Annotated in this window: 20 protein-coding genes; 9 read left to right on the top strand and 11 right to left on the bottom strand. The window is 74.3% G+C overall.

Going from position 1 to position 21520, the window contains the following annotated elements; genetic code table 11:
* Positions 1-21 precede the first annotated feature (21 nt).
* From ACFW3D_RS36865 to ACFW3D_RS36855, 3 genes are all read right to left on the bottom strand, one after another.
* The gene (locus ACFW3D_RS36865; protein WP_500512085.1) at positions 22-1980 is read right to left on the bottom strand and encodes a primary-amine oxidase; all 1959 of its coding nucleotides are present in this window, start codon (positions 1978-1980) and stop codon (positions 22-24) included.
* 103 nt (positions 1981-2083) lie between these two features.
* A complete protein-coding gene (locus ACFW3D_RS36860; protein WP_500512091.1) occupies positions 2084-3628 on the bottom strand; it encodes an APC family permease in 1545 nt (514 codons plus the stop codon).
* Between the two features lie 57 nt (positions 3629-3685).
* Positions 3686-4651: a hypothetical protein gene (locus ACFW3D_RS36855; RefSeq protein WP_500512083.1), complete on the bottom strand. Its 966-nt coding sequence runs from the start codon at positions 4649-4651 to the stop codon at positions 3686-3688.
* A 279-nt stretch (positions 4652-4930) separates the two neighbouring features.
* Between ACFW3D_RS36855 and ACFW3D_RS36850 the strand changes: the two genes are divergently transcribed.
* The 3 genes from ACFW3D_RS36850 to ACFW3D_RS36840 all read left to right on the top strand — a co-directional run bounded on the left by ACFW3D_RS36850 (position 4931) and on the right by ACFW3D_RS36840 (position 8335).
* Positions 4931-6262 carry an NsdA family TPR-like regulatory protein gene (locus ACFW3D_RS36850; RefSeq protein ID WP_500512081.1) on the top strand — a complete coding sequence of 444 codons (1332 nt, stop codon included), beginning with the start codon at positions 4931-4933 and terminating at the stop codon, positions 6260-6262.
* A 537-nt stretch (positions 6263-6799) separates the two neighbouring features.
* Positions 6800-7891 (top strand): WD40/YVTN/BNR-like repeat-containing protein, encoded by a 1092-nt coding sequence (locus ACFW3D_RS36845; protein WP_500512079.1) that lies wholly within the window; start codon positions 6800-6802, stop codon positions 7889-7891.
* A gap of 9 nt (positions 7892-7900) precedes the next feature.
* Positions 7901-8335, top strand: a complete 435-nt coding sequence (locus tag ACFW3D_RS36840) for an ankyrin repeat domain-containing protein (RefSeq protein ID WP_500512077.1) — start codon at positions 7901-7903, stop codon at positions 8333-8335.
* Between the two features lie 61 nt (positions 8336-8396).
* Here the strand turns inward: ACFW3D_RS36840 and ACFW3D_RS36835 are convergent, their stop codons facing one another.
* Both ACFW3D_RS36835 and ACFW3D_RS36830 read right to left on the bottom strand, forming a co-directional pair.
* Positions 8397-9293, bottom strand: a complete 897-nt coding sequence (locus tag ACFW3D_RS36835) for a hypothetical protein (RefSeq protein ID WP_500512075.1) — start codon at positions 9291-9293, stop codon at positions 8397-8399.
* Entirely contained in the window at positions 9293-10573 is a 1281-nt protein-coding gene (locus ACFW3D_RS36830) for a VWA domain-containing protein (protein ID WP_500512073.1), read from the bottom strand. The genes ACFW3D_RS36835 and ACFW3D_RS36830 overlap by 1 nt, the downstream gene beginning before the upstream one ends.
* Positions 10574-10751: 178 nt before the next feature.
* Between ACFW3D_RS36830 and ACFW3D_RS36825 the strand changes: the two genes are divergently transcribed.
* A complete protein-coding gene (locus ACFW3D_RS36825) occupies positions 10752-11618 on the top strand; it encodes a Sco1979 family transcriptional regulator (protein ID WP_500512071.1) in 867 nt (288 codons plus the stop codon).
* Between the two features lie 28 nt (positions 11619-11646).
* Here ACFW3D_RS36825 and ACFW3D_RS36820 read toward each other — a convergent pair whose 3' ends face one another.
* Positions 11647-12519, bottom strand: coding sequence for an SRPBCC family protein (locus ACFW3D_RS36820; RefSeq protein ID WP_500512069.1), 873 nt, complete (start codon positions 12517-12519; stop codon positions 11647-11649).
* Positions 12516-12839 carry an ArsR/SmtB family transcription factor gene (locus ACFW3D_RS36815; RefSeq protein WP_500512067.1) on the bottom strand — a complete coding sequence of 108 codons (324 nt, stop codon included), beginning with the start codon at positions 12837-12839 and terminating at the stop codon, positions 12516-12518. Before ACFW3D_RS36815 ends, ACFW3D_RS36820 begins: the two co-directional genes overlap by 4 nt.
* Before the next feature lie 117 nt (positions 12840-12956).
* Here ACFW3D_RS36815 and ACFW3D_RS36810 point away from each other — a divergent pair, with 117 nt between their 5' ends.
* Positions 12957-13370, top strand: coding sequence for a PaaI family thioesterase (locus ACFW3D_RS36810; protein ID WP_500512065.1), 414 nt, complete (start codon positions 12957-12959; stop codon positions 13368-13370).
* A gap of 184 nt (positions 13371-13554) precedes the next feature.
* Positions 13555-14796 carry a phosphodiester glycosidase family protein gene (locus ACFW3D_RS36805; RefSeq protein WP_500512063.1) on the top strand — a complete coding sequence of 414 codons (1242 nt, stop codon included), beginning with the start codon at positions 13555-13557 and terminating at the stop codon, positions 14794-14796.
* A 35-nt stretch (positions 14797-14831) separates the two neighbouring features.
* Here the strand turns inward: ACFW3D_RS36805 and pspAB are convergent, their stop codons facing one another.
* The 3 genes from pspAB to ACFW3D_RS36790 all read right to left on the bottom strand — a co-directional run bounded on the left by pspAB (position 14832) and on the right by ACFW3D_RS36790 (position 17391).
* A complete protein-coding gene (gene pspAB / locus ACFW3D_RS36800) occupies positions 14832-15416 on the bottom strand; it encodes a PspA-associated protein PspAB (RefSeq protein WP_500512061.1) in 585 nt (194 codons plus the stop codon).
* Positions 15416-16318 carry a zinc metalloprotease HtpX gene (htpX, locus tag ACFW3D_RS36795; protein ID WP_500512059.1) on the bottom strand — a complete coding sequence of 301 codons (903 nt, stop codon included), beginning with the start codon at positions 16316-16318 and terminating at the stop codon, positions 15416-15418. Before htpX ends, pspAB begins: the two co-directional genes overlap by 1 nt.
* A gap of 110 nt (positions 16319-16428) precedes the next feature.
* Positions 16429-17391, bottom strand: a complete 963-nt coding sequence (locus ACFW3D_RS36790; RefSeq protein WP_500512057.1) for a quinone oxidoreductase family protein — start codon at positions 17389-17391, stop codon at positions 16429-16431.
* Positions 17392-17706: 315 nt separating this feature from the next.
* Between ACFW3D_RS36790 and ACFW3D_RS36785 the strand changes: the two genes are divergently transcribed.
* From ACFW3D_RS36785 to ACFW3D_RS36775, 3 genes are read left to right on the top strand one after another with little or no spacing between them, the layout of a single operon-like run.
* Positions 17707-18606 (top strand): lysylphosphatidylglycerol synthase transmembrane domain-containing protein, encoded by a 900-nt coding sequence (locus tag ACFW3D_RS36785; RefSeq protein ID WP_500512055.1) that lies wholly within the window; start codon positions 17707-17709, stop codon positions 18604-18606.
* A 22-nt stretch (positions 18607-18628) separates the two neighbouring features.
* Positions 18629-19720 (top strand): hypothetical protein, encoded by a 1092-nt coding sequence (locus ACFW3D_RS36780; RefSeq protein WP_500512053.1) that lies wholly within the window; start codon positions 18629-18631, stop codon positions 19718-19720.
* A 49-nt stretch (positions 19721-19769) separates the two neighbouring features.
* The gene (locus ACFW3D_RS36775; protein WP_500512051.1) at positions 19770-20234 is read left to right on the top strand and encodes a GNAT family N-acetyltransferase; all 465 of its coding nucleotides are present in this window, start codon (positions 19770-19772) and stop codon (positions 20232-20234) included.
* 37 nt (positions 20235-20271) lie between these two features.
* Here ACFW3D_RS36775 and ACFW3D_RS36770 read toward each other — a convergent pair whose 3' ends face one another.
* Positions 20272-21417, bottom strand: a complete 1146-nt coding sequence (locus ACFW3D_RS36770; RefSeq protein WP_500512089.1) for a citrate synthase — start codon at positions 21415-21417, stop codon at positions 20272-20274.
* Positions 21418-21520 lie beyond the last annotated feature (103 nt).

Raw genomic sequence — 21520 nt, 5'->3', positions numbered from 1 at the left:
GGGCCGGGACGCGGGCGCGCGTCAGGCGGTGTGGCAGTGGCCCTCGCCGCGCGGGGTCTCCTTGGGGAGGTCGAGCGAGGGGTTGCGGTCGAAGAAGCCGGTCGGCTTGAGGGTGAACCCGCTGTGGTCGACGGGCATGACCGGCCACTCCTCCAGCCGCGGCAGGTGCGTGGGGCCGAAGGTGTGCCAGACGGTCAGCTCGGTGTCCTCCAGCGACTCGCCCGCCGCGGTCCAGCGGGGCAGTCCGGCGCCGCCCGCGTTCTGGTTGGGGTAGTCGCCCGCCGGGAAGCGCCGCTCCGGGCGGTAGCGGGTGACCCACACGTGCCTGGTTCCGTAGGCCATGCGCCGGGCGACCGCCGAGTCGGGCTGGGCGAGGACGACCGGGCCGGGCTGGGGCACGAGGGTGTACGCCACGGGCTTGCCCATGCGGTTGAGGGAACCGGGGTTGGTGATCCGCCAGCGGCGGCCGGCCAGCGGGTCGGCGAGGCGGCCGCCCTCGGCGCTGTCGGCGACCGGGGTCACCCGGGTGGTGAAGACGTTGCCGTTGGGGTTGTCCGGCCCGCTCGGGACGGGGACGACGTCCACCTCCTCCACGGTGTTGGCGTGACCGTCGACCGCCGCGTCCAGCCGTACGCAGAACAGGTGCTGGTGGAACGGGGCGAGGAGGCCGGGCGCGACCTCCGTGCCGACCGCGTCGGCGGTGCCGGGCTCGACGGCGGAGGTCTGCACGATGCCGGTGGACTTGGCCTCGAAGCCGATCGTGCCGTCCTGGTGGAAGTACCAGTAGAAGCCGTAGTCGTAGTTGCCCACGGTGGCGATGTACGAGACGACCAGGCGGCGGGCGCGGCGGCTCTCGGCGGCCATGTCGTTGAAGATGTCGGTGTGCTTCCACAGGAGGCCGTAGTCCTCCTCGTGGATGCAGATGGCGTTGGGCAGCGTCTCGGGGTTGCCGAGGTCGTCGGAGAGGACGGCGTCGAGGTAGGTGATCTCGCCGAGGCAGTCGCAGCCCAGCTTCAGGGCGTTGGCGTTGCGGCCGAGGGAGTACTCGCCCGCGTCGAGGAAGGCGACCCAGTTGCGGTCGTCGCCGGGCTCCGCGTAGGTGACGGCCATCTCGGCCAGTGAGGCGCGGTGCAGGACGGGACGGACGCGGTCGCCGTCCTCGTAGCCGACCTGGTGGAGGACCAGGCCCTCGCGGCCGTTGAAGTCGATGCGGAAGCGCCACTTCTGCCAGGTCAGCAGCCGACCGCTGAGGGCGAAGGACGGCCCCTCTGGCTGGGTGATCTCCAGCGGGCGCAGGTCGGTGCGGGCCGGGCCGTTGAACTCGGCCTCGTAGCGGCCGCATTCGGTGGGGATGGGCACGGCGCCGGTGTCGATCAGGCGGACGACCTTGCGCTCGATGACGTCGACGTCGGCGACGAGCCCGGCCACCGGGTGCGCCCAGGGGCTGTCGGAGGCGTCGCAGCGCAGCCAGGTCAGGGAACGCATCAGGCGCGCGCCGGGGCGGTCCTCGAAGCGCAGCGGGCCAGCGCCGAGCGGCGCGGCGACGGCCAGGTCGAGGTCGGTCACGCCGCGGTCGGCCATGGCCTTGCGCCAGCCCGGATCGGCCTTGACGACCTGCTCGACGATCTCGTACTCCTCGAAGGTGACCGGGGGCTGGCCCTCCTCCGCGGTGTCGAGCGCGCGGTGGGCGACGACGACACCCGCCGTGACGTCGACCAGTGCCTCGGCGGCGGCGCCGGTGGCCGAGTCCAGCAGGGTCACGCGCAGCCGGCGCACCACGGGGTCGCCGTCGCGGTGGGCGTCGGCGGTGTGCCGGTCGGGCTCGTCGAGCAGGACGAGGGGGAAGCGGGTCGTGTCGGTGACCCTGCCGTCCTCCGCGAGGATGCGGCGGGCGGCGGATATCTCGTCGGCGGACAGCGGGTCGAGGGGATGGGGCGCGGCGGGCGCGGCGTCGGCGTCGGTGTGGCAGCAGGAGGACATGGGACAACCCTCTTGTGGATGTGAGTCGTTGCGCTACGGGGCACTGCGGACCCGGCACCGGCCCGCCGCCCCCCGGCGGTGGGGGACGGCGGGCCGGTCGGGGTCAGGAGGCGGCGGTCTCCGCGTCGGTGTCCGTGGTCTCACGGGCCTGCTCGATCCGGAACGCCTCGTTGCCGAGGCCGATGCGGGCGTGCAGCTCGGGACGTGTGGCGCGCAGCACCGCGCCGTACACCAGGCCGACGACGACGGCGGCGCCGATGATGCCGGGCAGCACCCAGGAGACGGCGGAGCCTTCGCCGGCGACCAGGACGTCGAAGTCCTTGACGGCGTAGACGGCGATGACGACCAGCGCGATGCCCGCGAGGGCGGAGGCGACGATCCGCGGCGCCTGGGTGCGCAGCGCGCCGCGCCGGACGAAGTAGCCGATGACGGCGAAGGACGCGGTCGCCAGCAGCACGATGACGCCCAGGGCGCCGACGTTGCCGAACCAGGTGAAGAGCTTCAGCACCGGCGCGGTCGGGTCGTGGTCGGCCGCCGCGCTGCCGTCGGTGACGGCGAAGGCGACCACGAAGCCGAGGGAGACCAGCGTCTGCAGCAGCGAGCCGAAGGCGGGGGCGCCGCTGGTGGGGTTGGTGCGGCCGAAGGCGGAGGGCAGCAGGCCCTCACGGCCCATGGCGAAGGCGTAGCGGGCGACGACGTTGTGGAAGCTGAGCAGGCAGGCGAACATGCCGGTCACGTAGAGCACGTGCAGGACGTCGGTGAAGGCGGACCCGATGATCGACTCGCTGAGGCCGAAGAGCAGTCCCGGACCCTGCTTCTGCGACTCCTCGACGATCTGCGACGGGCCGGCCGCGATGCTCAGCGCCCAGGAGCTGATGGCGAAGAAGACGGCGACGAAGATGACCGCGAGGAAGGTGACCCGGGCGACCACGACCTGTGGCCGGCTGGTCTCCTCGGCGTAGACCGGCGACTGCTCGAACCCGACGAAGCTGGCGATGCAGAAGCACAGGGCGGTGCCGAGGCCCGCGCCGCTGAGCGTGCTCGGGTCGAAGGCGTGCAGCGACAGGCCCTCCTTGGCGGGGCTGCCGACGGCGGCGATGTCGAAGATGACGACGAGGGCGATCTCGATCAGCAGCAGGACGCCGAGCACCTTGGCGTTGACGTCGATCTTGAGCCAGCCGAGCGCACCGACCAGGAGGACGCCCAGGACGGCCGGGATCCACCAAGCGATCGTGGTGTCGAGGTAGGTCTGGAAGAGCCCGGAGATCTCGAAGCCGAAGAGCCCGAAGACCGCGAACTGCATGGCGCTGTACGACACCAGGGCGACGAGCGACGCTGCGGCGCCCGCGGTGCCGCCGAGCCCTCGGGCGATGTAGGCGTAGAAGGCGCCCGCGTTGTGGACGTGGCGGCTCATCTCGGCGTAGCCGACGCTGAAGAGGATCAGCACCACGCCGAGGATGACGAACAGCAGCGGCTGTCCGACGATGCCCATCACGCCGTACGTGGTGGGCATGACGCCCGCGACCACCATCAGCGGCGCGCTGGCGGCGACCACGGACAGGAGCAGGCCGGACATGCCGAGGCGGTCGGCCCGCAGGGCTCTCTCCTCGCCTTTGAACGTACTGATCCCGCTGTTGCCCGTCAGCATGGCGGTTCCTTCCTGGGAGGGGTTGGGGTGGTGCTGGTGCGTCATGTGGGGCGGGCCCTAGGGGGAGCCGGGACCGAGGACGGCCTCGCGCGCGGCGCGGAAGGCCTTCTTGGGGTCACGGTCCGGATAGGCCCACGGGATGCGGGTGGCGTGACCGCCGATCCGGTTGAACAGGGCCGCGGCCTCGGCGGTGCGGCCCTGCAGGAACTGCGCGTGGACAAGGAAGTTGAGGTCGAGGTGGAGGCGCGGGTGGTCGTGCCCGTCGCCGTCGAACTCCAGCCACCAGTCGAATCCGCGCTTGAGCGCCTGCCGGGCCCGCCATCCGTCCCAGTGCCCGGAGGCCGCGGGGTCGGCGGGCAGGGTCCCGGCGGTGGCGAGGACGCGGTAGAGCTCGGCGTGGGCGACGACCGGGAGGACGGCCAGCGGTGAGCCGGCGGGCGCCTCGCTCGCGGCCCAGTCGGCGAACTCGTACACCTCGTGGAAGGCGCCGCCGTCGGCGGCGGCCTGAGGGCGTTCGGCGAGGCAGGCGGCCATCAGGTGGTGCCCGTGGTGGTGGCTGCGGTGGCGGCCGCGGACCTGGTCGAAGGCGCGCATCTGCTCGTCGTCGGTGCCGGTGTGGCGGGCCAGGATCAGCAGGCAGAGCCACGGCGTGGGGTCGGCCGGGGTGAGCGCGGCGGCGGCCTGGCAGGCCTCGCGGGCCCGTTCGGGTTTCTCCTTGCCCGCGACGGCGCGGAAGACCATGGCGCAGGCCAGCAGCGCGGCCGCGTCGGAGCTGCCGGGTTCGGCGAGCTGCCACTCGCGGGCCCAGGTCGCGCTGGCGCCGCCCTCGCCCAGGACGACCAGGCGGTGGCCGCGGCGGTCCCAGTCGTCGCCGGTCCCGGCGAGCAGGCTGCGGGCGGTGGTCCAGCGTCCCTGGGCGAGCGCGGCGCGGGCGTCGGCCAGTGGCTCGTCGTCCAGGGCAGGGTCGAACCGCAGGTCGTCCCGGGAGCGGGAGAAACCGAACGGGGGTGGAGGAGGAGTCATCCTCGGGGTGCCTCCACGGCGCGCACGTGAGGTCCGGCCCGGGGCGGGGCTTCCCGTTCGGCGTCCGGTGATCGCTTGATCACACAAAGCCAACCGGTATGAGCAGGTCCACTTCAAGTCCGGGCCTGTTGTCTCGATGTAGTCCCGCACGCGTGTCCGAGCGCGGGCGTGCGCCCCCGGGCGCGGGAGGCGGATCGGTACGGATCGCGGCGATCGCCTGCGCGGCACGGGCCGTGCCTGATATTCGAACCTACGAACATGAGACGAAGGAGCTATGCCGTGGCGGACGACACCGCGCCGGCACCGTCCCATCCCCTGGCGTCCGTACGGCGCAGCCACGGCTGGAGCTACCAGGACCTCGCCCGGGTCGTCGCCGACAACGCCCGTGCCCTCGGCGTGCCCATGGCGGCCCGGCGGGAGAAGGTGTGGCGCTGGGAGCACTGGGGCGTGGTGCCGGAGAGGGACAGCCAGCGCGCCCTGGCGCGGGCGCTGGGCGTACCCCTGCGGGAGGTCGACGCCCGCCCGTGGCCCGGCTGGTTACCGTCGTTCGACGGCATCCCCGACGGGCTGCCGTGGACCCGGGCGGGCGGTCTCGACGCGCTGGACGCCCTGCTGGACGGCGGCGGACGCGATCCGCGGAGCCACCCCGTGCTGGAGGGTCCGGAGTTCCGCGACGCCGTCGCCGAGTGGACGGCCGGGACGGACGGAGAGCGGAGCGGGCCGCCGCCCGGTGGCGCGGTCGTGGCCGCCGGACTGCACGCGCCGGCGGCGGACGAGGAGACCGTGGCCTGGCTGGAGCGCGGTGTGCTCGGCCTGCGCCGGCTGGACGACCGGCTCGGCGGCGCGGCCGTACAACACCGGGTCGAGGCCGATCTGCGGATCGCTCTGGACCTGCTGCGGCGGGGTCTGCACCGTGGCGCGCTCGACGACCGGCTGCTGCGCGTCGCGGCCGGGCTGGCCCAGTTGGGCGGCTGGGCGGCCACGGACTGCGGACGGCACGGGGCGGCGCAGCGGCACTACCTCACCGGGCTGCGTCTCGCGCACGGCGCGGAGGACCGCCCGCAGGCCGCCAACCTGTGGGCGGGACTGAGCCTCCAGGCCGTGTTCGCGGGCCGTCACGACGACGCCCTCGCGGCGGCCCGGGCCGCGGAGTCCGCCGCGGCGGGGGCCACCTCCCGCACCCGGGCGATGCTCGCCACCCGCCGGGCCCGGGCGCACGCGGGGCTCGGCGAGGACACGGCGTGCCGGCGGTCACTGGAGGAGGCGGGACGGCTGCTCGACACCGCTCCCGGTGACGACGACCCCTCGTGGATCTACTGGTTCGACGAGGCGGAGCTGTGCGCGCAGAGCGGGATCGCGCTGCTGGACCTCGGCCGCGCGCAGGAGGCCGCCCCGCTGCTGGAGAAGGCGCTGGCGATCCAGGACCCCCTCTACCGGCGCGACCGCACGCTCTACACGGCGCGCGCGGCCCTCGCCCGCGCCCGGACCGGAGACCTCGGCACCGCGCGCGCCCTGACCGGAGACGCCGTGGACCTCGCCCGGGACTGCGGATCACCCCGGGTGGCGATCGCCGTCGAACAGGCCAGGACGGCGCTGTCACAGGCCCGTTGACGATCCGGCCCCGCCGGGCCGGAACCACGGTCGGCGGCCGGTCGGACCCGGCACTCGGCAGCCGCGGTTGACGCCGCGGTGTGCCGTGGGCGGAGGCGGTCCGCGTGCCCCGCCGGACGGCCGCGCCCACCGCCGGTGACCGGAGCACCCGCCCGCGGCACACTCCGGCACGGCCCATCACATCACCGGCCCGGGAACCCCGGGCGCCCCTGGGCGATCCACCGGCTCCCGGAAGACCTGCCCGCCGACGAGACGTCCGGCACACGGGCCGACCTCGCCGGGACGCCCCGCAGGGTGGCCGCGCCCACCGTCGGTGACCAGACCACCCGCCCGCGGCACACTCCGGCACGGCCCATCACATCACCGGACCCGAAGCCCCGGGCGCCCCGGGGCCGCAGCGATCCACCGGCTCCCGGGACTCGCCCGCCGAGAGGAGTTCGGACACACCGGGCGCATCGCGCCACGAGCGGCGCGATGCGCCGCAGGCGGTCTGGTGCGGTGCCGCGCGGTGGGCTAGGTTGCCGCGCCATGATGCCGATGGGGACGATGAGACGGGTGTGGACGGCCGTGCTGTGCGGGGCGGCGCTCGCCGCGCTGACGGCGGCCCCGGCCCGCGCGACGGGTGAACGGCCCGGCCCGCGCTGGGAGCTGAAGGAGACCGGCAGCACGGCCCGGTTCCGCGGGCTGGCGGCGGTCGGCAGGGACACCGCCTGGGTGGCCGGTTCCGAGGGCAAGGTGCTGCGCACGGTGGACGGCGGACGCCACTGGGCGGACGTGTCGCCGCCGGGCGCCGCCGAGCTGCAGTTCCGCGACGTCGAGGCGTTCGACGCGCGGCGCGCGGTGGTGCTGGCGATCGGCGAGGGCGAGGCGTCCCGCGTGTTCCGCACCCAGGACGGCGGCGCGACCTGGACGGAGACCTTCCGCAACACCGACCCCCGGGCCTTCTACGACTGCGTCACCTTCTTCGACGACCGGCACGGCCTCGCCGTCAGCGACCCGGTCGACGGCAGGTACCGGATGCTGTCCACCGGTGACGGCGGCCGCAGTTGGCGGGTGCTGCCCTCCGCCGGCATGCCGCCCGCGCTCGCCGGCGAGGCGTCCTTCGCGGCGAGCGGTCAGTGCCTGGTGAGCCGCGGCCCGCGTGACGTGTGGCTGGCGACCGGCGGGGCGTCGCAGTCCCGCGTCCTGCACTCCCGCGACCGGGGTCTCACCTGGACCGTGGCGGCGTCCACCCTGCCGGCGGGCGACCCGGCCAAGGGGGTGTTCGCGCTGGCGTTCCGCGACCCGCGGCACGGCATCGCCGTGGGCGGGGACTACCGCCCCGACCAGGCGTCCCCCGCGGCCGGCGCGGTGTCCCGCGACGGCGGCACGACCTGGACCGGCTCCGGGCGCCCCCCGGCCGCCTACCGCTCGGGCGTGACCTGGCTGCCGTACTCCTCGCGCGCGGCGATCGCGGTGGGCCCGTCCGGCAGCGACCTGAGCCTGGACGGCGGCCGGACCTGGCGGCCGTTCGACACCGGGTCCTACGACACCGTCGACTGCGCCCCGGACCTTGGCTGCTGGGCCGCCGGTGAGCAGGGCCGGGTGGCCCGCCTGGGGATCGGCTCCGGCGGGGCGGCGGTCCCGTAGCCTGGGCCGGTGAACCGCAGACGCCGCAAGAAGCTGAGCCGGGCCCTGGTGACCGCGGCACGGCGCGGCGCCCTGCGGACCGCGGGGGAGCTGCTGCGCCGCGGGGCGTCCCCCGAACACCCCGACCCGGACGGCACGACCCCGCTCTACGCGGCGTCGGTCAATGACGCGCCGGCCGTGGCCGCGCTGCTCCTGTCGGCGGGGGCGCGGCCGGACACCGAGAGCGGCCACGGAGACGAGGGCACCCCGTTGTGCGCCGCCGCCTGCTGGGGCCACGCGGAGACGGTGCGTCAGCTCCTCGCCCACGGCGCCGACCCCGGTCTGCGCGAGGACCACGGCACCGGGCTCACCCCGCTGGAATGGGCGGAACGCGGCCCGCACCCGGAGACGGCCGCGCTGCTGCGCGCGGCGGCGGCACGGAAGGCGGCCGCCGCGGGCCGGTGAACGCGGACGCGCCGGTACGGAGCCGCCGGGGCCCCGTACCGGCGCGTGGCCGGGTCCGTGGTCAGGCGACGGGGCGGCCGCGTCCCCGTCCACGGGTGAGGCTGTAGCCGCCGATGCCGGCGAGGGCGCCGAGCACGCCCCCGGCCGCGGTCCAGATCCAGCGGTCCGACCACCAGCCGCCGCCCCAGCCGTCCTCGGGCTGGGCCAGACCGGCCGGCACCGGGGAGGCACTGGGGTCGGCCTCGTCGTCCGCCGCCTCGTCGGACTCCTCCGAGGCGGAGGCGGACGGCACGGCGTTGGGGTCGAGGGTGGCCCCGGCCTTGGCGACGGGGGTGAGCGGGGCGGCGAGTTCGCCGTCGACGGCCTTGGAGCCGCCCGCGTCCGTCGAGGTGGTGCCGACCTGCGCCTGGACCGGCAGACCGAGGTCCTGGTCCGGGAGCCGCAGCACGGTCAGCCGGATGTAGTACGCGCCCGGCAGCGGGTCGTTGGCCCACGCCTCGGACCACGCGCGGACCGTGCGCAGCCGGCAGCTCAGCTCCAGCTGGGTGTCCTGCGCGGACGCCGTCATGGTCGGCTTGCCCGATGCGCACGCCTGACGGCGCCGCAGGCCGTCGTAGACGTCGAGCTGCCAGGTCTGGCCGCCGTGCCGGGACGCGGACTCCGGCAGGGTGACGGTCGCGGAGACCGTGGGCACCTCGCCCGCGGCGGCGGGGAAGACCCAGTACAGGTAGTCACCGGTGGAGGCGCTGGCCGGGGTGGTCCGCACCCCCGGCCGGAGGTTCCCCGCGGTGCGGAACCCGGTGCCGGGCTGGACGGTCTCCTCGGTGGCCCCGCTGCCGCTCGCGGCCGGGCTGGGGGTGGCGTCGTCGGCGGCGGCGGTGCCCGCTCCGGCGGCGAACAGGGCCGCGCCCGCGAGCAGTACGGCGGCCGCCCGGCGCGCCGTTCGGATGGTACGCATCAGTTGGTCCTCCAGACGGCGACGCGCCAGCGCGAGATCCAGCCCCACAGCACACCGGCGACCAGACCGGTGACGACCAGCAGGGCCAGCAGCCACCAGCCGCGGCCCAGGCCGAAGGAGGCGACGTCGGACGGCTCGTCGGGCGAGGAGACCAGGTCGACGCTGAGTTCGAGCGGCAGGCCCGGGGTGCGCTTCACGGCGTCGGGGGCGGAGAAGGAGTTGCTGACCTCGATGCACACGGTGCGGGCGGCCGCGGCGTCGGCGTCGTCGCGTTCCGGCCAGGCGTAGCGCAGACCGGAGGAGATGACGTCGGTGCGTCCGCTGCTCGCGTCGGAGCCGCGGACGAGTTCCCGGCCGCCGCTGGTGACGGCCCGTAGGAGGACGCCGTAGTCGCGGTTGACGGCGCGGTCGGCGCCGACGCTGACGGAGGCGCGCAGTTCCTGGCCGTCGGTGACGCTCACCCGGTACCAGCGGTGCTCGGCGAACGCCTCGCGGTCGCTGTAGACGCCGGCCCCGAGCAGCGGGGCGTCGGCGCAGCGGTCGGCGCCCTGGGTGACGGTGGGGGTGACGACCACGTTGTCGGCGGAGCGGTCGACGAGTTGCTTGATGCGGTCGGAGAGCTGGTCCGCGTGGTCGACGGCGGTGTACGTGCCGCCGGTGGCCTCGGCGATGCAGCTGAGCTGCTCGCGGATCTTGGTGTTGGGCACCAGGCCGAGGGTGTCGACGACCAGGTGGGTGCCCTCGGCGGCGAGCTCCCGCGCGACCTCGCACGGGTCGAGCGGCTGGCAGGTGTCCTCGCCGTCGGTGATGAGCACGATGCGGCGGGTGCCCTCACCGCCCGCCAGGTCCTTGCCCGCGGCCTGCAGCGCGGGGCCGATCGGCGTCCATCCGGTGGGGACGAGGGTGGCGACCGCGGTCTTGGCCTCGGTGCGGTCGACGGTCCCGACCGGGTAGAGGGCCTCGGTGTCCCTGCAGCCGACCTTCTTGTCCTTGCCGGGGTAGTTGGCGCCGAGGGTGCGTATGCCGAGCCGCACCTCGTCCGGTACGGCGTCGATGACCTCGTTGAACGCCTGCTTGGCCGCCGACATGCGGGACCTGCCGTCGATGTCGTTGGCCCGCATCGAGCCGCTGACGTCGAGCACGAGCTCGACCTTCGGGGGCTCGGGAGCGGTCTCCGGCCCGTCGTCCGCGGCGGCCGGCGCCGCGGCCGGGAAGAGCGCGGTGGCGAGGGCGGCCGCGAGGCCGCAGAGCCCCGCCGCCAGCCGTTTGCTTATGATCATTGGCGGATCCTATGGAAGATCCGCCGCCGCCCCCAACTTGCCTGACGGTTCGTCAACTTGCTCGCGACACCGCGGCATGGCGCGTTCTGCACTTTGCAAAGCGTCGCCAACATGCTTTGCCACGCCCTGACGCCATGACAAACTACGCGGGGATCAGCGGTGTTGGAGGAGATTGACCGTGACTGAAGCGCGGGCGGCAAGCGCTCCCACCGTACTGCGGGTGGTACTCGGCAGACGCTTGCAGGACCTCCGTGAGAGGGCCGGCCTCTCCTACGAGCAGGCGGCCCGCGCCCTGGACGTCACCCACGCCACGGTGCGCCGCATCGAGAAGGCCGAGGTGGGCCTGCGGATCCCGTACGTGGAGAAACTGCTCCTCACCTACGGCGTCACCGAGCCCGCCGAGATCGCCAACTTCCTGGAGCTGGCCCGCGAGGCCAACCGGCCCGGCTGGTGGCACCGCTTCCGCGACGTGCTCCCCGAGTGGTTCAGCGCCTTCGTCAGCCTGGAGGGCGCCGCCGAACTCATCCGCGCCTACGAGCCGCACTACGTCCCCGGACTGCTGCAGACCCCGCAGTACGCCGAGGCCGTGCTGCGCGCGGGCCGGCCGCACGCCTCGCAGGAGGAGATCGAGCGCGGCGTCGCCCTGCGCATGGAGCGGCAGGCGCTGCTCACCCGCGGCGACCCGCCCCTGCTGTGGGTCGTGATGGACGAGACAGTGCTGCGCCGCCCCATCGGCGGCACCGAGGTGATGCGGGCGCAGATCGACCGGCTGATCGAGGCGTGCGGGATGCCCCAGGTGCGGCTGCAGGTGATGCCCTTCGCCTCGGGGCCGCACCCGGCGATGTACGGGCCGTTCCACATCTTCCGCTTCCCGCTGCCGGAGCTGCCGGACATCGCGTACGCGGAGAGCCTGATCGGTGCCGTCTACCTCGACGAACGCGAGGACGTCTCGCAGTTCCGCGAGGCCCTGGACCGGATGAGCGCCCAGGCGCTGCCGGCCGGGCCCACCCGGGAGTTCCTGGAGGAGGCACGGGCCCGGCTGTGAGTCCGGGCGCGTGCCGTCCGTCCACCCGTCAGCGGGGCATCGCGGCCAGCTTCGCCGCCAGGCTCTCCACCCGTTCCCGCCAGACGTCCAGTGCCAGGGCGGCGGGCACCTCGGGGACGCCGGTCTGCGTGAGGACCAGCCGCGCGCCGTGCCCGGTGCCCCGGGTCAGCTCCCAGCGCACGGTTCCCTCGTGCCGGCCGTGGAGATCCCAGGGGTAGGCGAGCGCTTCCCGCGGGCGCAGTTCGCTCACCGGCCCGGCGGCGAAGTCGCCCACCACGAAACCGCGCGGTACGGGTCCGCCGACCTCGGGCGCGGCCACCCCGCCGAGCAGGGTCTTCCACACGGTCTCCACGGGCTGGGTCAGCTGCCGCTCGAAGCGGACCTTCCAGCCGACGGGCAGTTCCTCGGCGGTGCCGTGGTCGAGGCCGAACTCCTTGACGTAGCGCTCGTGGGCCGCCTTCATGTCGCCCGTCGCGGGCACGGGCTCGCCGGCGAGCTCCGGGTCGATGCCGGCGATGCACGCGTCCCAGCCGGCCGCGAAGCTGGCAGCGCCGGGACGGTCGGCGAACGTGTGGGTCAGGATCAGCACGGAGCCCAGGGACTCCGGCACCAGTTCCCAGCGCAGCACGTCCTCGTCCCAGGTGTAGGCGACGACGTGCGGCGGGTCCCATTCGAGGACCTCGCCCTCCATGGGCTCGCCCTCGCCGTGCCGGAACGGGAAGCGGACCTTGCCGCCCACCCGCGGCTCCATCTCCACGTCGGAGGGGAACCACTTCGACAGGTGCCCGGGCTCGGTCAGGGCCCGCCACACCTTCTCCGGCGGGTGCGCGAGCCGCCGCTCCATCCGCAGCGCGGTCCGGCCGTCCGCGGTGGTCAGCGTCTCGCCGGTGTCCGTGGTCATGGCTCCTCCATCTCGTCGGGCATGGCGTCCAAGTGCCGCTCCAGCGCGTCCAGGCTCGTGCCCCACAGCCTGCGGTAGGGCGCGAGCCAGGCGTCCACCTCCCGCAGGGGCTCGGGGCGCAGCTCGTACCAGCGGCGCTGCGCCTCGGCGCGCACGCGGACCAGGCCCGCCTCTCGGAGCACACGCAGGTGCTTGGACGTACCGGGCTGGCTGAGGCCGAGGTGCTCGGTGAGTTCGCCGACGAGACGGGGGCGCTCCAGGAGCAGGTCGAGGATCCGCCGCCGCGTCGGCTCGGCCAGCACGTCGAAGGGTATGGACACGTCTCCCAACATACTCCTGAGGCTATATACCCGCAACGGCATGTACGTGCCCGTGAACGCGGCCGGGCTCCCCCGCGCCCTGGTGCGCGCCCCCGACGGTGGGTCAGAATGTCCGCCGTGACGATCACCACCGCCGAGGCGGACAAGGTCCTGGCCGACAACTTCGCGCCCTGGGTGCAGGACCTCGGGCTCTCCGTCGAGGAGACCGGGGAGCGGCACGCCGTGCTGCGGCTGCCCTGGTCGGACCGGCTGGCACGGGAGGGCGGCGCGCTGTCGGGCCAGGCGCTGATGGCCGCCGCCGACACGGCGACCGTGATCGCGGTGTCCGCGGCCCGCGGCGGCTACGGGCCGATGACGACCGTCCAGCAGTCCACCACCTTCCAGCGGGCGGTCATGGGCACCGACGTCCTCGTCACCGCGCGCGTCACCAAGCTCGGGCGGCGGCTGGCGTTCATCGACATCGAACTGACCCCGGAAGGGGCCGACGAACCCGCGGCGCACGCGACCACCGTCTACGCCTTCCCGGGCTGAGCCGACCGGGAGCGGCCGAGCCGACCGAGGCGGCAGGACCCCTCCCGGCGGATCCCGTTCCTCCCGGTTTTTCACCGTATCGAGTCGGATTCCCCCATGTGCGCGGCGTGGTGGTGCGACAACCCGGCCGCTCCGGGCAACCATTGACCTTTCGTCAGGTAATCGGTTTTCGGGCTGGAGCGACGTGACTCGACGACCCCGCCGGGTGCGCCTGGCCATCTCGGCGGCGCTGGCGTGGAGCGCGCTGCTCGGCGGCACGAGCGGCGCCGTGGCCGCGGTCGCCGGGGACGGACTGCGCTACGGCGCGACCACCGTGCTCGCCACCGGCGTGGACTACCGGACCTTCACCTACCGCGGAGCCCACGGCACGGCCCGCGGGCACCTGCTGACGGTGGACCTGCGCGATCCGGGCGTCTCGGTGGACCTGCTGCACCCCGGCGTCGTCGCCGGCCGAGACACGGTCTCGGGACTCGCGAACGCCGCGGGCGCGGTGGGCGGCATCAACGCCGACTTCTTCAACATGAGCGAGAGCCAGCACCCCGGGGTGCCCGCGACCAGTGCCCCGGTCGGCCCGGCGATCGCCGCCGGGCGGTTCCTGAAGGCGGCGGTGCCCCCGGGCCAGCGCTTCGGGCCCAAACTGCCGCCCGGCACGTCGACCGAGGACGTCCTCGGGGTCGGCACCGACCGGGTCGCCCGGCTCGACCGGCTCCGGCTGGCCGGCTCCGTCACCTTCGACGCGGGCACGGTGCCGCTCGGTGGCCTGAACCAGTACGCACTCCCGGTCGGCAGCGTGGGCGCGTACACCTCGGACTGGGGCGGCGCCTCCCGGCTCCGCGCCGCCTGCGGCGACGACACCCGGCGCGCAGCGCCCTGCAGCGACGACACCTACGAGGTCACGGTCAGCCAGGGTGAGGTCGTGGACGTCGCCGAGGAACCGGAAGAGGGCGAGATCCCGCCCGACACGGTGGTCCTCGTCGGCCGGGAGGCGGGCGCGGAGGCGCTGCGCCTGCTGGAGCCCGGTGACGCGGTGGAGGTCAGGCAGCGGCCGGTGGCCTCCGCGTACGGCGGCGGGTACCGCTTCGCCGTCGGTGGCTACCCGATCCTGCGCGGCGGCCTTCCGCTGGCCGGCCTGGAGAACCGCGTCGCGGCGACCCGCACGGCGGCGGGCTACGGCGCGGGCGGGCAGGTGATGTACCTCCTGGCCCTGGACGGCAAGGCCGAGTCCGGCGCCGGCCTCACGGTCCGCGAACTCGCCTCCCTGATGTCCGGCATCGGCGCCCAGGCCGCCGTCAACCTCGACGGCGGCGGCTCCTCCACCCTCGTCACCCGCGCCCCCGGCGCGCCCCGCGTCAAGGTCCGCAACCATCCGGCGGGCGGCACGGAACGCCTCGTCGCCAACGGCATCGGCGTCTTCGCCGGCGGCTGAGTCCCCCGGCCCCGGGGGCGGCCGCCAGGGGCGCGTCAGCCGCCCAGGCCCGGCGCGCCCCAGAGCGGGAACCAGCGGCCGAGGTCCTCCTCGAGGCGCAGGTCGTTGCCGAGCAGCGCCTTCACCTGGAGCTCCAGCGGGTTGTCGCGCTTCTCCCCCGCCAGCGGGGCGAACGGGTAGAACGAGCCGCGCTTGTAGAGGTAGACCAGCGCCAGGGAGCGCCCCTCGTCGTCGCGGAAGGCGGCCAGGGAGCAGAGCAGCTGGGGGCCGAAGCCGTGTCCCTCCAGCGCCGAGTTGACCGCGTGGAGGTCGCCGACCAGGACCGGCAGGTCCTCGGCCGGGCGCCGGACGACCAGCCAGGTGTACCCGTACGCGTCGCGGACCGACTCCACCGGGACGGCGCCCTGGCCGGTGTCCATGTCCAGGAGCGCCCGCACGTCCTGCTGGACCTCGGCGAACGCGCCGCCCTCCACGGCGGCGAAGCACACCGAGCCCACGCCCGTGGGCCGGAAGCCCGCCGCGGCCTCGAGGGTCACGGCCGCCGAGGGGAGCCCGAACAGCTGGTCCAGGTCGGGCCTGACGGGCTTGCTGCGGCCGAGCAGCGCATCCAGGAACCCCATCAGCGCCGCCCCAGCTCGACGGAGATCCGGCCGAGCTGCTGCAACCGCTGCTCCAGGGTGGGGTGCGTGGACAGCAGCTGGGCCAGGCTCTGGCCGCCGGCGAAGGCGGGGACGAAGTAGAAGGCGTTGAAGGGCTCGGCCTTGCGCAGGTCCTCTGTGGGGATGCGGGCCATCTGGCCGGAGACCTTGGTCAGCGCCGAGGCCAGGACGGACGGCCGACCGGTGAGCAGCGCGGCGGAACGGTCGGCGGACAGCTCGCGGTAGCGGGAGAGCATCCGGGTCAGCAGGAAGCTGACGCAGTAGACGAGCGCGCTGACCAGCGGAATGAGGATGACCACGATCGCGGTGCCGGGGTCGCGGCTGTTGCGCCCGAGGCTGCCCCACAGGCCGATGCGGGTGACCACCCCGGCCAGGACGCCCAGGAAGGAGGCGATCGTCATGACCGCCACGTCCCGGTGGGCGACGTGGGAGAGCTCGTGGGCGATGACGCCCTCCAGCTCCTCCGGCTCCAGGCGTCGCAGCAGTCCGGTGGTGGCGCACACCAGGGCCGCCTTCTCGTTGCGTCCGGTCGCGAAGGCGTTCGGGACGTCGCTGTCGGCGATCGCGACCCGGGGTTTGGGCATGTCGGCCAGGGCGCAGATCCGGTCGACGACGCCGTGCAGTTCGGGGGCCTGCCCGGGCGTGACCTCGCGGGCGCCCATGCTGAAGGCGGCGATCCGGTCGCTGAACCAGAACTGGGCGACGAACAGCCCGCCCGCGACGATCAGGATCAGTGGCCAGGCACCGCGCAGCAGGGCCAGCAGGACGCCCACGAACACGACGTAGAGCAGCCCGATCATGAACATGGTGACCACCATGCGGGTGGTCAGCCCCCGGTCGGGGGCGAAGCGGGTCCTGTCCATGGCCCCTCCCGTTCCTCCGGGCCGCCGGCCGCGGCTTCGTGCTCCGCTGTCGATTGTGCCTCCGCGCGGACGCGAACGGCGGGGGCGGAAGCGCGGCCGGCCCGCAGTCGTCAGCCTGCCGGGTCGAGCGTGAGCTTCCCGTAAGTACGGCGGGCGCGCAGGTCCTCGTGCGCGCGGGTGACCTCGGACAACGGGTACCTGCCGCCCTCCTGGGGCTTCAGCCGGCCGCCGGCCGTCATCGCCAGCAGTTCGGCCATCGGCTCGCGGTACATGCCGGGGCGCCCCAGGCAGTGCATCAGCCAGAAGCCGACGACGGCCCGGGAGCGGCCCATGAGCTGCGCCGCCTGGACCGGGGCCGGGGGGACGCGGGAGGCGAGCCCGTACGTCACCAGACGGCCGAAGGGGGCGAGTGCGGCCAGCGAGGCGTCGAAGACCGGGCCGCCCGTCATCTCCAGCACGATGTCGACTTTCTTGCCGCCGTTGGCCTCGACGAGCCGCTCCTTCAGCCCCGCGGGGTCCGTGGAGTCCGCCTCGATCGCGACATCCGCCCCGAGCTCCAGCGCCAGGTCGCGCTTCTCCTTGGAGGAGGCGGTGGCGATGACCCGTCCCGCGCCGAACTCCTTGGCGAGCTGCACGGCGAGCGAGCCGGTGCCGCCCGCGGCCGCGTGCACGACCACCGACTCGCCCTCGGCCATGCGGGCGGAGGTGCGCAGCAGGTGCCAGGCGGTGAGGCCCTGGACGACCAGCGCGAGCGCCTGGCCGTCGGTGACGCCCTCGGGCACGTCGTGGGCGAGGTACTCCTCGACGACGGCCCGCTCGGCGTAGCCGCCGTTGTCGGTGAGGGCGACGACGCGGCGGCCGTCGGGGGTGCGGCCGACCACCTCGGCGCCGGGCACGAGGGGCAGGGTGGCCTTGGAGAGGTAGGAGTTCTCCACCAGGTGCGTGTCGGCGTAGTTGACGCCCGCCGAGGAGACCTCGACCAGCAGTTGCCCCGGCCCCGGCACGGGTTCGGGCAGCTCGACCTGCCGCAGCACCTCCGGCCCGCCGAACTCGGTGATCTGGATCGCGCGCACCGCGACTCCCTCCGCGTACGTACCTACGTCGTCCGGGCCACGATAGCCCGAAACACCGACCAGTCGGTATGTGACGTTCCCCGGAACACCCGGGGAACGTGGTACCTCGGGCACCGCAGGTCCGGTCCCGACCCGTACCACGGGAGGGCCGGACGCGCCGACGGATGAGCGGTACGGGTCGCCGCACCGTATGGTCGTGCGTGAGTACGGCCGGGGCAGCGCCGGGGAGCGCCTCACGGCAGCGCGGGCGACCGCGGCGACCGGAAGGGCACGAACGGCATGTGGCGGCGCCTACCAGTGCGTCAGATCGTCGGTGTGGCACCGCTGTTGGTGGTGGCCCTGATCATCCTGCGGCAGTGGCCGATGGTGGACGCCGGTACCGACCGGCTGGGTTCCGCCGACGCCGAGTGGCTACTGGCGGCCGGGGCCGCGACGCTGCTCGCCTGGGTGTGCTCGGCGGCCGCCCAGCAGGGCGCCGTGCTGGAGCAACTGCCCGCGGGACGCCTGCTCGCCACCCAGTTCGCGGCCTCCGCGGCCAACCACATCCTCCCCGCGGGCGTCGGCGGGAACGCCGTCAACCTGCGCTTCCTGCTGCGCTGCGGTCTGTCCCCCAGCCGTTCCGCGGCCGCGCTGACCGTGCGGGCGCTGGCGGCCTGCGTGGTGCGGATCGGGCTGCTGGCCGTCCTGCTGGCCGCCTTCCCGCACGCGCTGGACATGCACAGGGTCGTGCCCGGGCGGCCTGACCTCACCCTCGCCCTGGTGGTCGGGGCGGCGCTCTGCCTGGTCCTGGTCGTCCTGCTGTCGGTGCGCCACGTCCGCCGGACGGTCCGCTCGTTCCTCGGCACGGTCGCCACCGACGTCCGGGCGGTGCACTGCCGTTCCGCTCGGGTGGCGGCCCTGTGGGCGGGTTCGCTGGCCTTCCCGGTGATGCACGCCGCGGTGCTGGTCGCGGTCGTACGGTCGCTGCACGCACCGGTGCCGGCCGCGCACGTGGCCGTGGCGTACCTGGCGGGGAGCGCTGCGGCGGCCCTGCTGCCGACCCCGGGCGGAATCGGCTCGCTGGACGTGGCCCTGGTCCTGGCGCTGGTCACCGCAGGCGCCACCGGGGTGGCGGCGACCTCCGCGGTGCTGGCGTATCGCATCGTCACCGTATGGTTGCCCCTGCTCCCCGGTGTGCTGGTGCTGGCCGCGCTGGTCCGCCGGCGGGTGCTGTGAACCGTCCGGGGAGGGAAGTCCAGTGCGCGTCCTGACCGGTCTCATCGGCGCGCTGGTCGTCGCCGGGACCTTCTCGTCGGTGCTGCGCACGCTGGTGATCCCGCGGCCGACCCGGTCCAGCTTCACGCGCCTGGTGCACGCCGCGGTCCACCTGCCCTTCCAGTTCGTCGCGGACCGCTGCCGGACGCCCGAGGCCAAGGACCGCGTCCTCGTCCCGGTGGCCGCGGTGTCCATCCTCGCCAACCTGATCGGCTGGCTGGTCGCGTTCTGGGCGGGCTACGCCATGCTGCAGGCCGCGGTCAGCGACCTCGACCCGGTCGACGCGCTGCGGGAGGCGGGGTCGTCGCTGTTCACGCTGGGCTTCGCCAGCAGCCACCACGTCGACCTCACGGTCATCGACTTCATCGCCGCGGCGACCGGCCCGATCACCATCGGCCTCCAGATCGGCTACCTGCCGACCCTGTACGCCGCGTACTCCCGCCGCGAGGCGGAGGTGACGCTGCTGCAGGCCCGGGCGGGCAACCCGCCGTGGGGACCGGAGATCCTCGCCCGCTACGCCCAGATCGGGCTCACCGACAGCCTCACCGAGCTGTTCCGCAACTGGGAGCGGTGGGCGGCCGAGGTGAGCGAGAGCCACACCAGCTACACGGTGCTCAGCAGGTTCCGCTCCCCGCAGCCCGACCGCAGCTGGCTGATCGCCCTGCTCGCCGTCATGGACGCCGCCGCCATGCAGCTCGCCCTCAACCCCGGGCGCCCGCAGGCCGAGGCCCGGCTCGCCCTGCGGGCGGGCTTCGTCTGCCTGCGCGACATCGCCGCGATCTGGCGGATCCCGTACGAGGCCGACCCCTCGCCGGACGCGACCATCCGTCTGCCGTACGAGGAGTTCGCCGCGGCCGTCGCCCACGCCGCGGCCAACGGCTACCCGCTGGAGCGGACGCCGCAGGACGCGTGGCCGCACTTCCGCGGCTGGCGGGTCAACTACGAAGACCTGGCCTACCGGTTCGCCTACCTCTTCGACGCGGTCCCCGCACCCTGGTCGGGCCCCCGGCGCACCCAGGAGGAGACCGTCACCCCGGTCACCCCCGTCGACCGCAAGCCGGCCGCGGGCGAGTAGCGGCGGCCCGGTCGCCGGCCGGCGCGGCCGGCGCGTTACGGTGATCACCATGTCCAGCAGCCCCGGACCGACGGCCGTCACCCGCCCCGCGCGCCCCGCCGACCTGCCGCACCTGCTGCGGTGGGAACGCGAGTACATCCGTACCGTCGAACCGGCCGCCGAGGCGGCCTGGACCGGGGCGATCGACCGCAACCTGGCCCTGTGGGTGGAATGCCTGGACCGCACCCTGGTGCTGGAGGCCGAGGGGGAACCGGGCGGCTCGATGATGTGGATGCCCACCGACGGCAGGGCGACGCTGGTCGGCATCCACGTGGTGCCCGCCCTGCGGCGCAGGGGCTACGGCCGCCTCCTCCTCGACGCGTTCGCCGCGCAGGCCCGCGAGGCCGGCCACGGGACGCTGGCGCTCGGCGTCCACCGGGCCAATCCGGCCCGCCGCCTCTACGAGGAGGCCGGCTACCGGCACACGGGCGAGGACGGCGACTACCTCCTGATGGAACGCCCCGCGACACCCTGACCGGCCCGCGCAGCGGTCGGGCCGCGTCACGCCGCCCTCACGCCGCCGGTACCGGCTGGGGCGGCACCGGGCCGACGTAGCGGGCGGCCGGACGGATGATCTTGCTGTCCTCGGCCTGCTCCAGGACATTGGCGCACCAGCCCACGACGCGGGCGCAGGCGAAGGTGGGCGTGAACATCTCACGTGGCAGCCCGCACAGCTCCATGACGACGCCCGCGTAGAACTCGACGTTGGTGTGGAGTTCGCGGCCGGGCTTCAGCTCGGCGAGTATCGCCTCGACCCGTGCCTCGACCTGGACGGCGAGGTCGACCAGGGGGCCGCCGAAGGAGCGGGCGATCTCCTTGAGCATCCGGGACCGGGGGTCCTCGGTGCGGTAGACGGGGTGACCGAACCCCATGATGCGGTCGCCGGCCAGGACTCGTTCGCGAATCCAGGGATCGATGCGGTCCGGGGTGCCGATGGCGTCGAGGGTGTCGAGGGCGCGGCTGGGCGCGCCGCCGTGCAGCGGGCCGGACAGCGCGCCGACGGCGCCGGTGAGACAGGCGGCGAGGTCGGCGCCGGTGGAGGCGATGACGCGGGCGGTGAAGGTGGACGCGTTGAAGCCGTGGTCCACGGTGGAGATCAGATAGCGCTCGACGGCCCGGGCGCGGGCCGGGTCGGGCTCCTCACCGGTGAGCATGTGGAGGTAGTTGGCCGCGAACGGCAGGTCGTCGCGCGGTTCGACCGGCTCCAGGCCCTGGCCGAGGCGGTACAGGGCGGTCAGCAGCGTGGGCACGGCGGCGGTCGCGGCAAGGGCGTCGGACAACCGCCGCTCCGGGTCGACGTCGTACAGCGGGCGGAAGCCGCCGGCCGCCCCCAGCAGGGACAGCGCGGAGCGCAGTCCGGCGAGGGGACCGCTGTGCGCGCCGGCGCGGGCGACGGCCGGCAGCGCGTCGCGGACGGCGCCGGGGAGCCGCCGCAGCGGGGCGACGCGCCGGGCGAAGGCGGCACGCCCGTCGGCGTCGGGCAGCGCGCCGAGCAGCATCAGGTGCCAGACGTCCTCGAAGGTGCGGCTCTGCGCGAGGTCCACCGCCGAGTACTGGCGGTAGTGGTAGAAGCCCTCGGTGCCGCGGACGTCGCCGAGCGCGGTCTCGGTGACGACGACTCCTTTCAGGCCGCGGGGTACGTCGGTGGTGACGGGCATGACGGTCACGGTGGTCCTCCGGTCCTGCTTCGACGGCTCGGCATTGATCAGACCATCCATCATTGATTCAATCCTCGTCAACATTGATTGAATCAATATGTGG

This window comes from Streptomyces sp. NPDC058864, from assembly GCF_042742985.1.
In the GTDB taxonomy this organism is placed as follows: Bacteria; Actinomycetota; Actinomycetes; order Streptomycetales; family Streptomycetaceae; genus Actinacidiphila.
The sequence above is the reverse complement of the archived record's forward strand: the minus strand, read 5'-3'. Positions and strand labels throughout refer to the sequence as shown.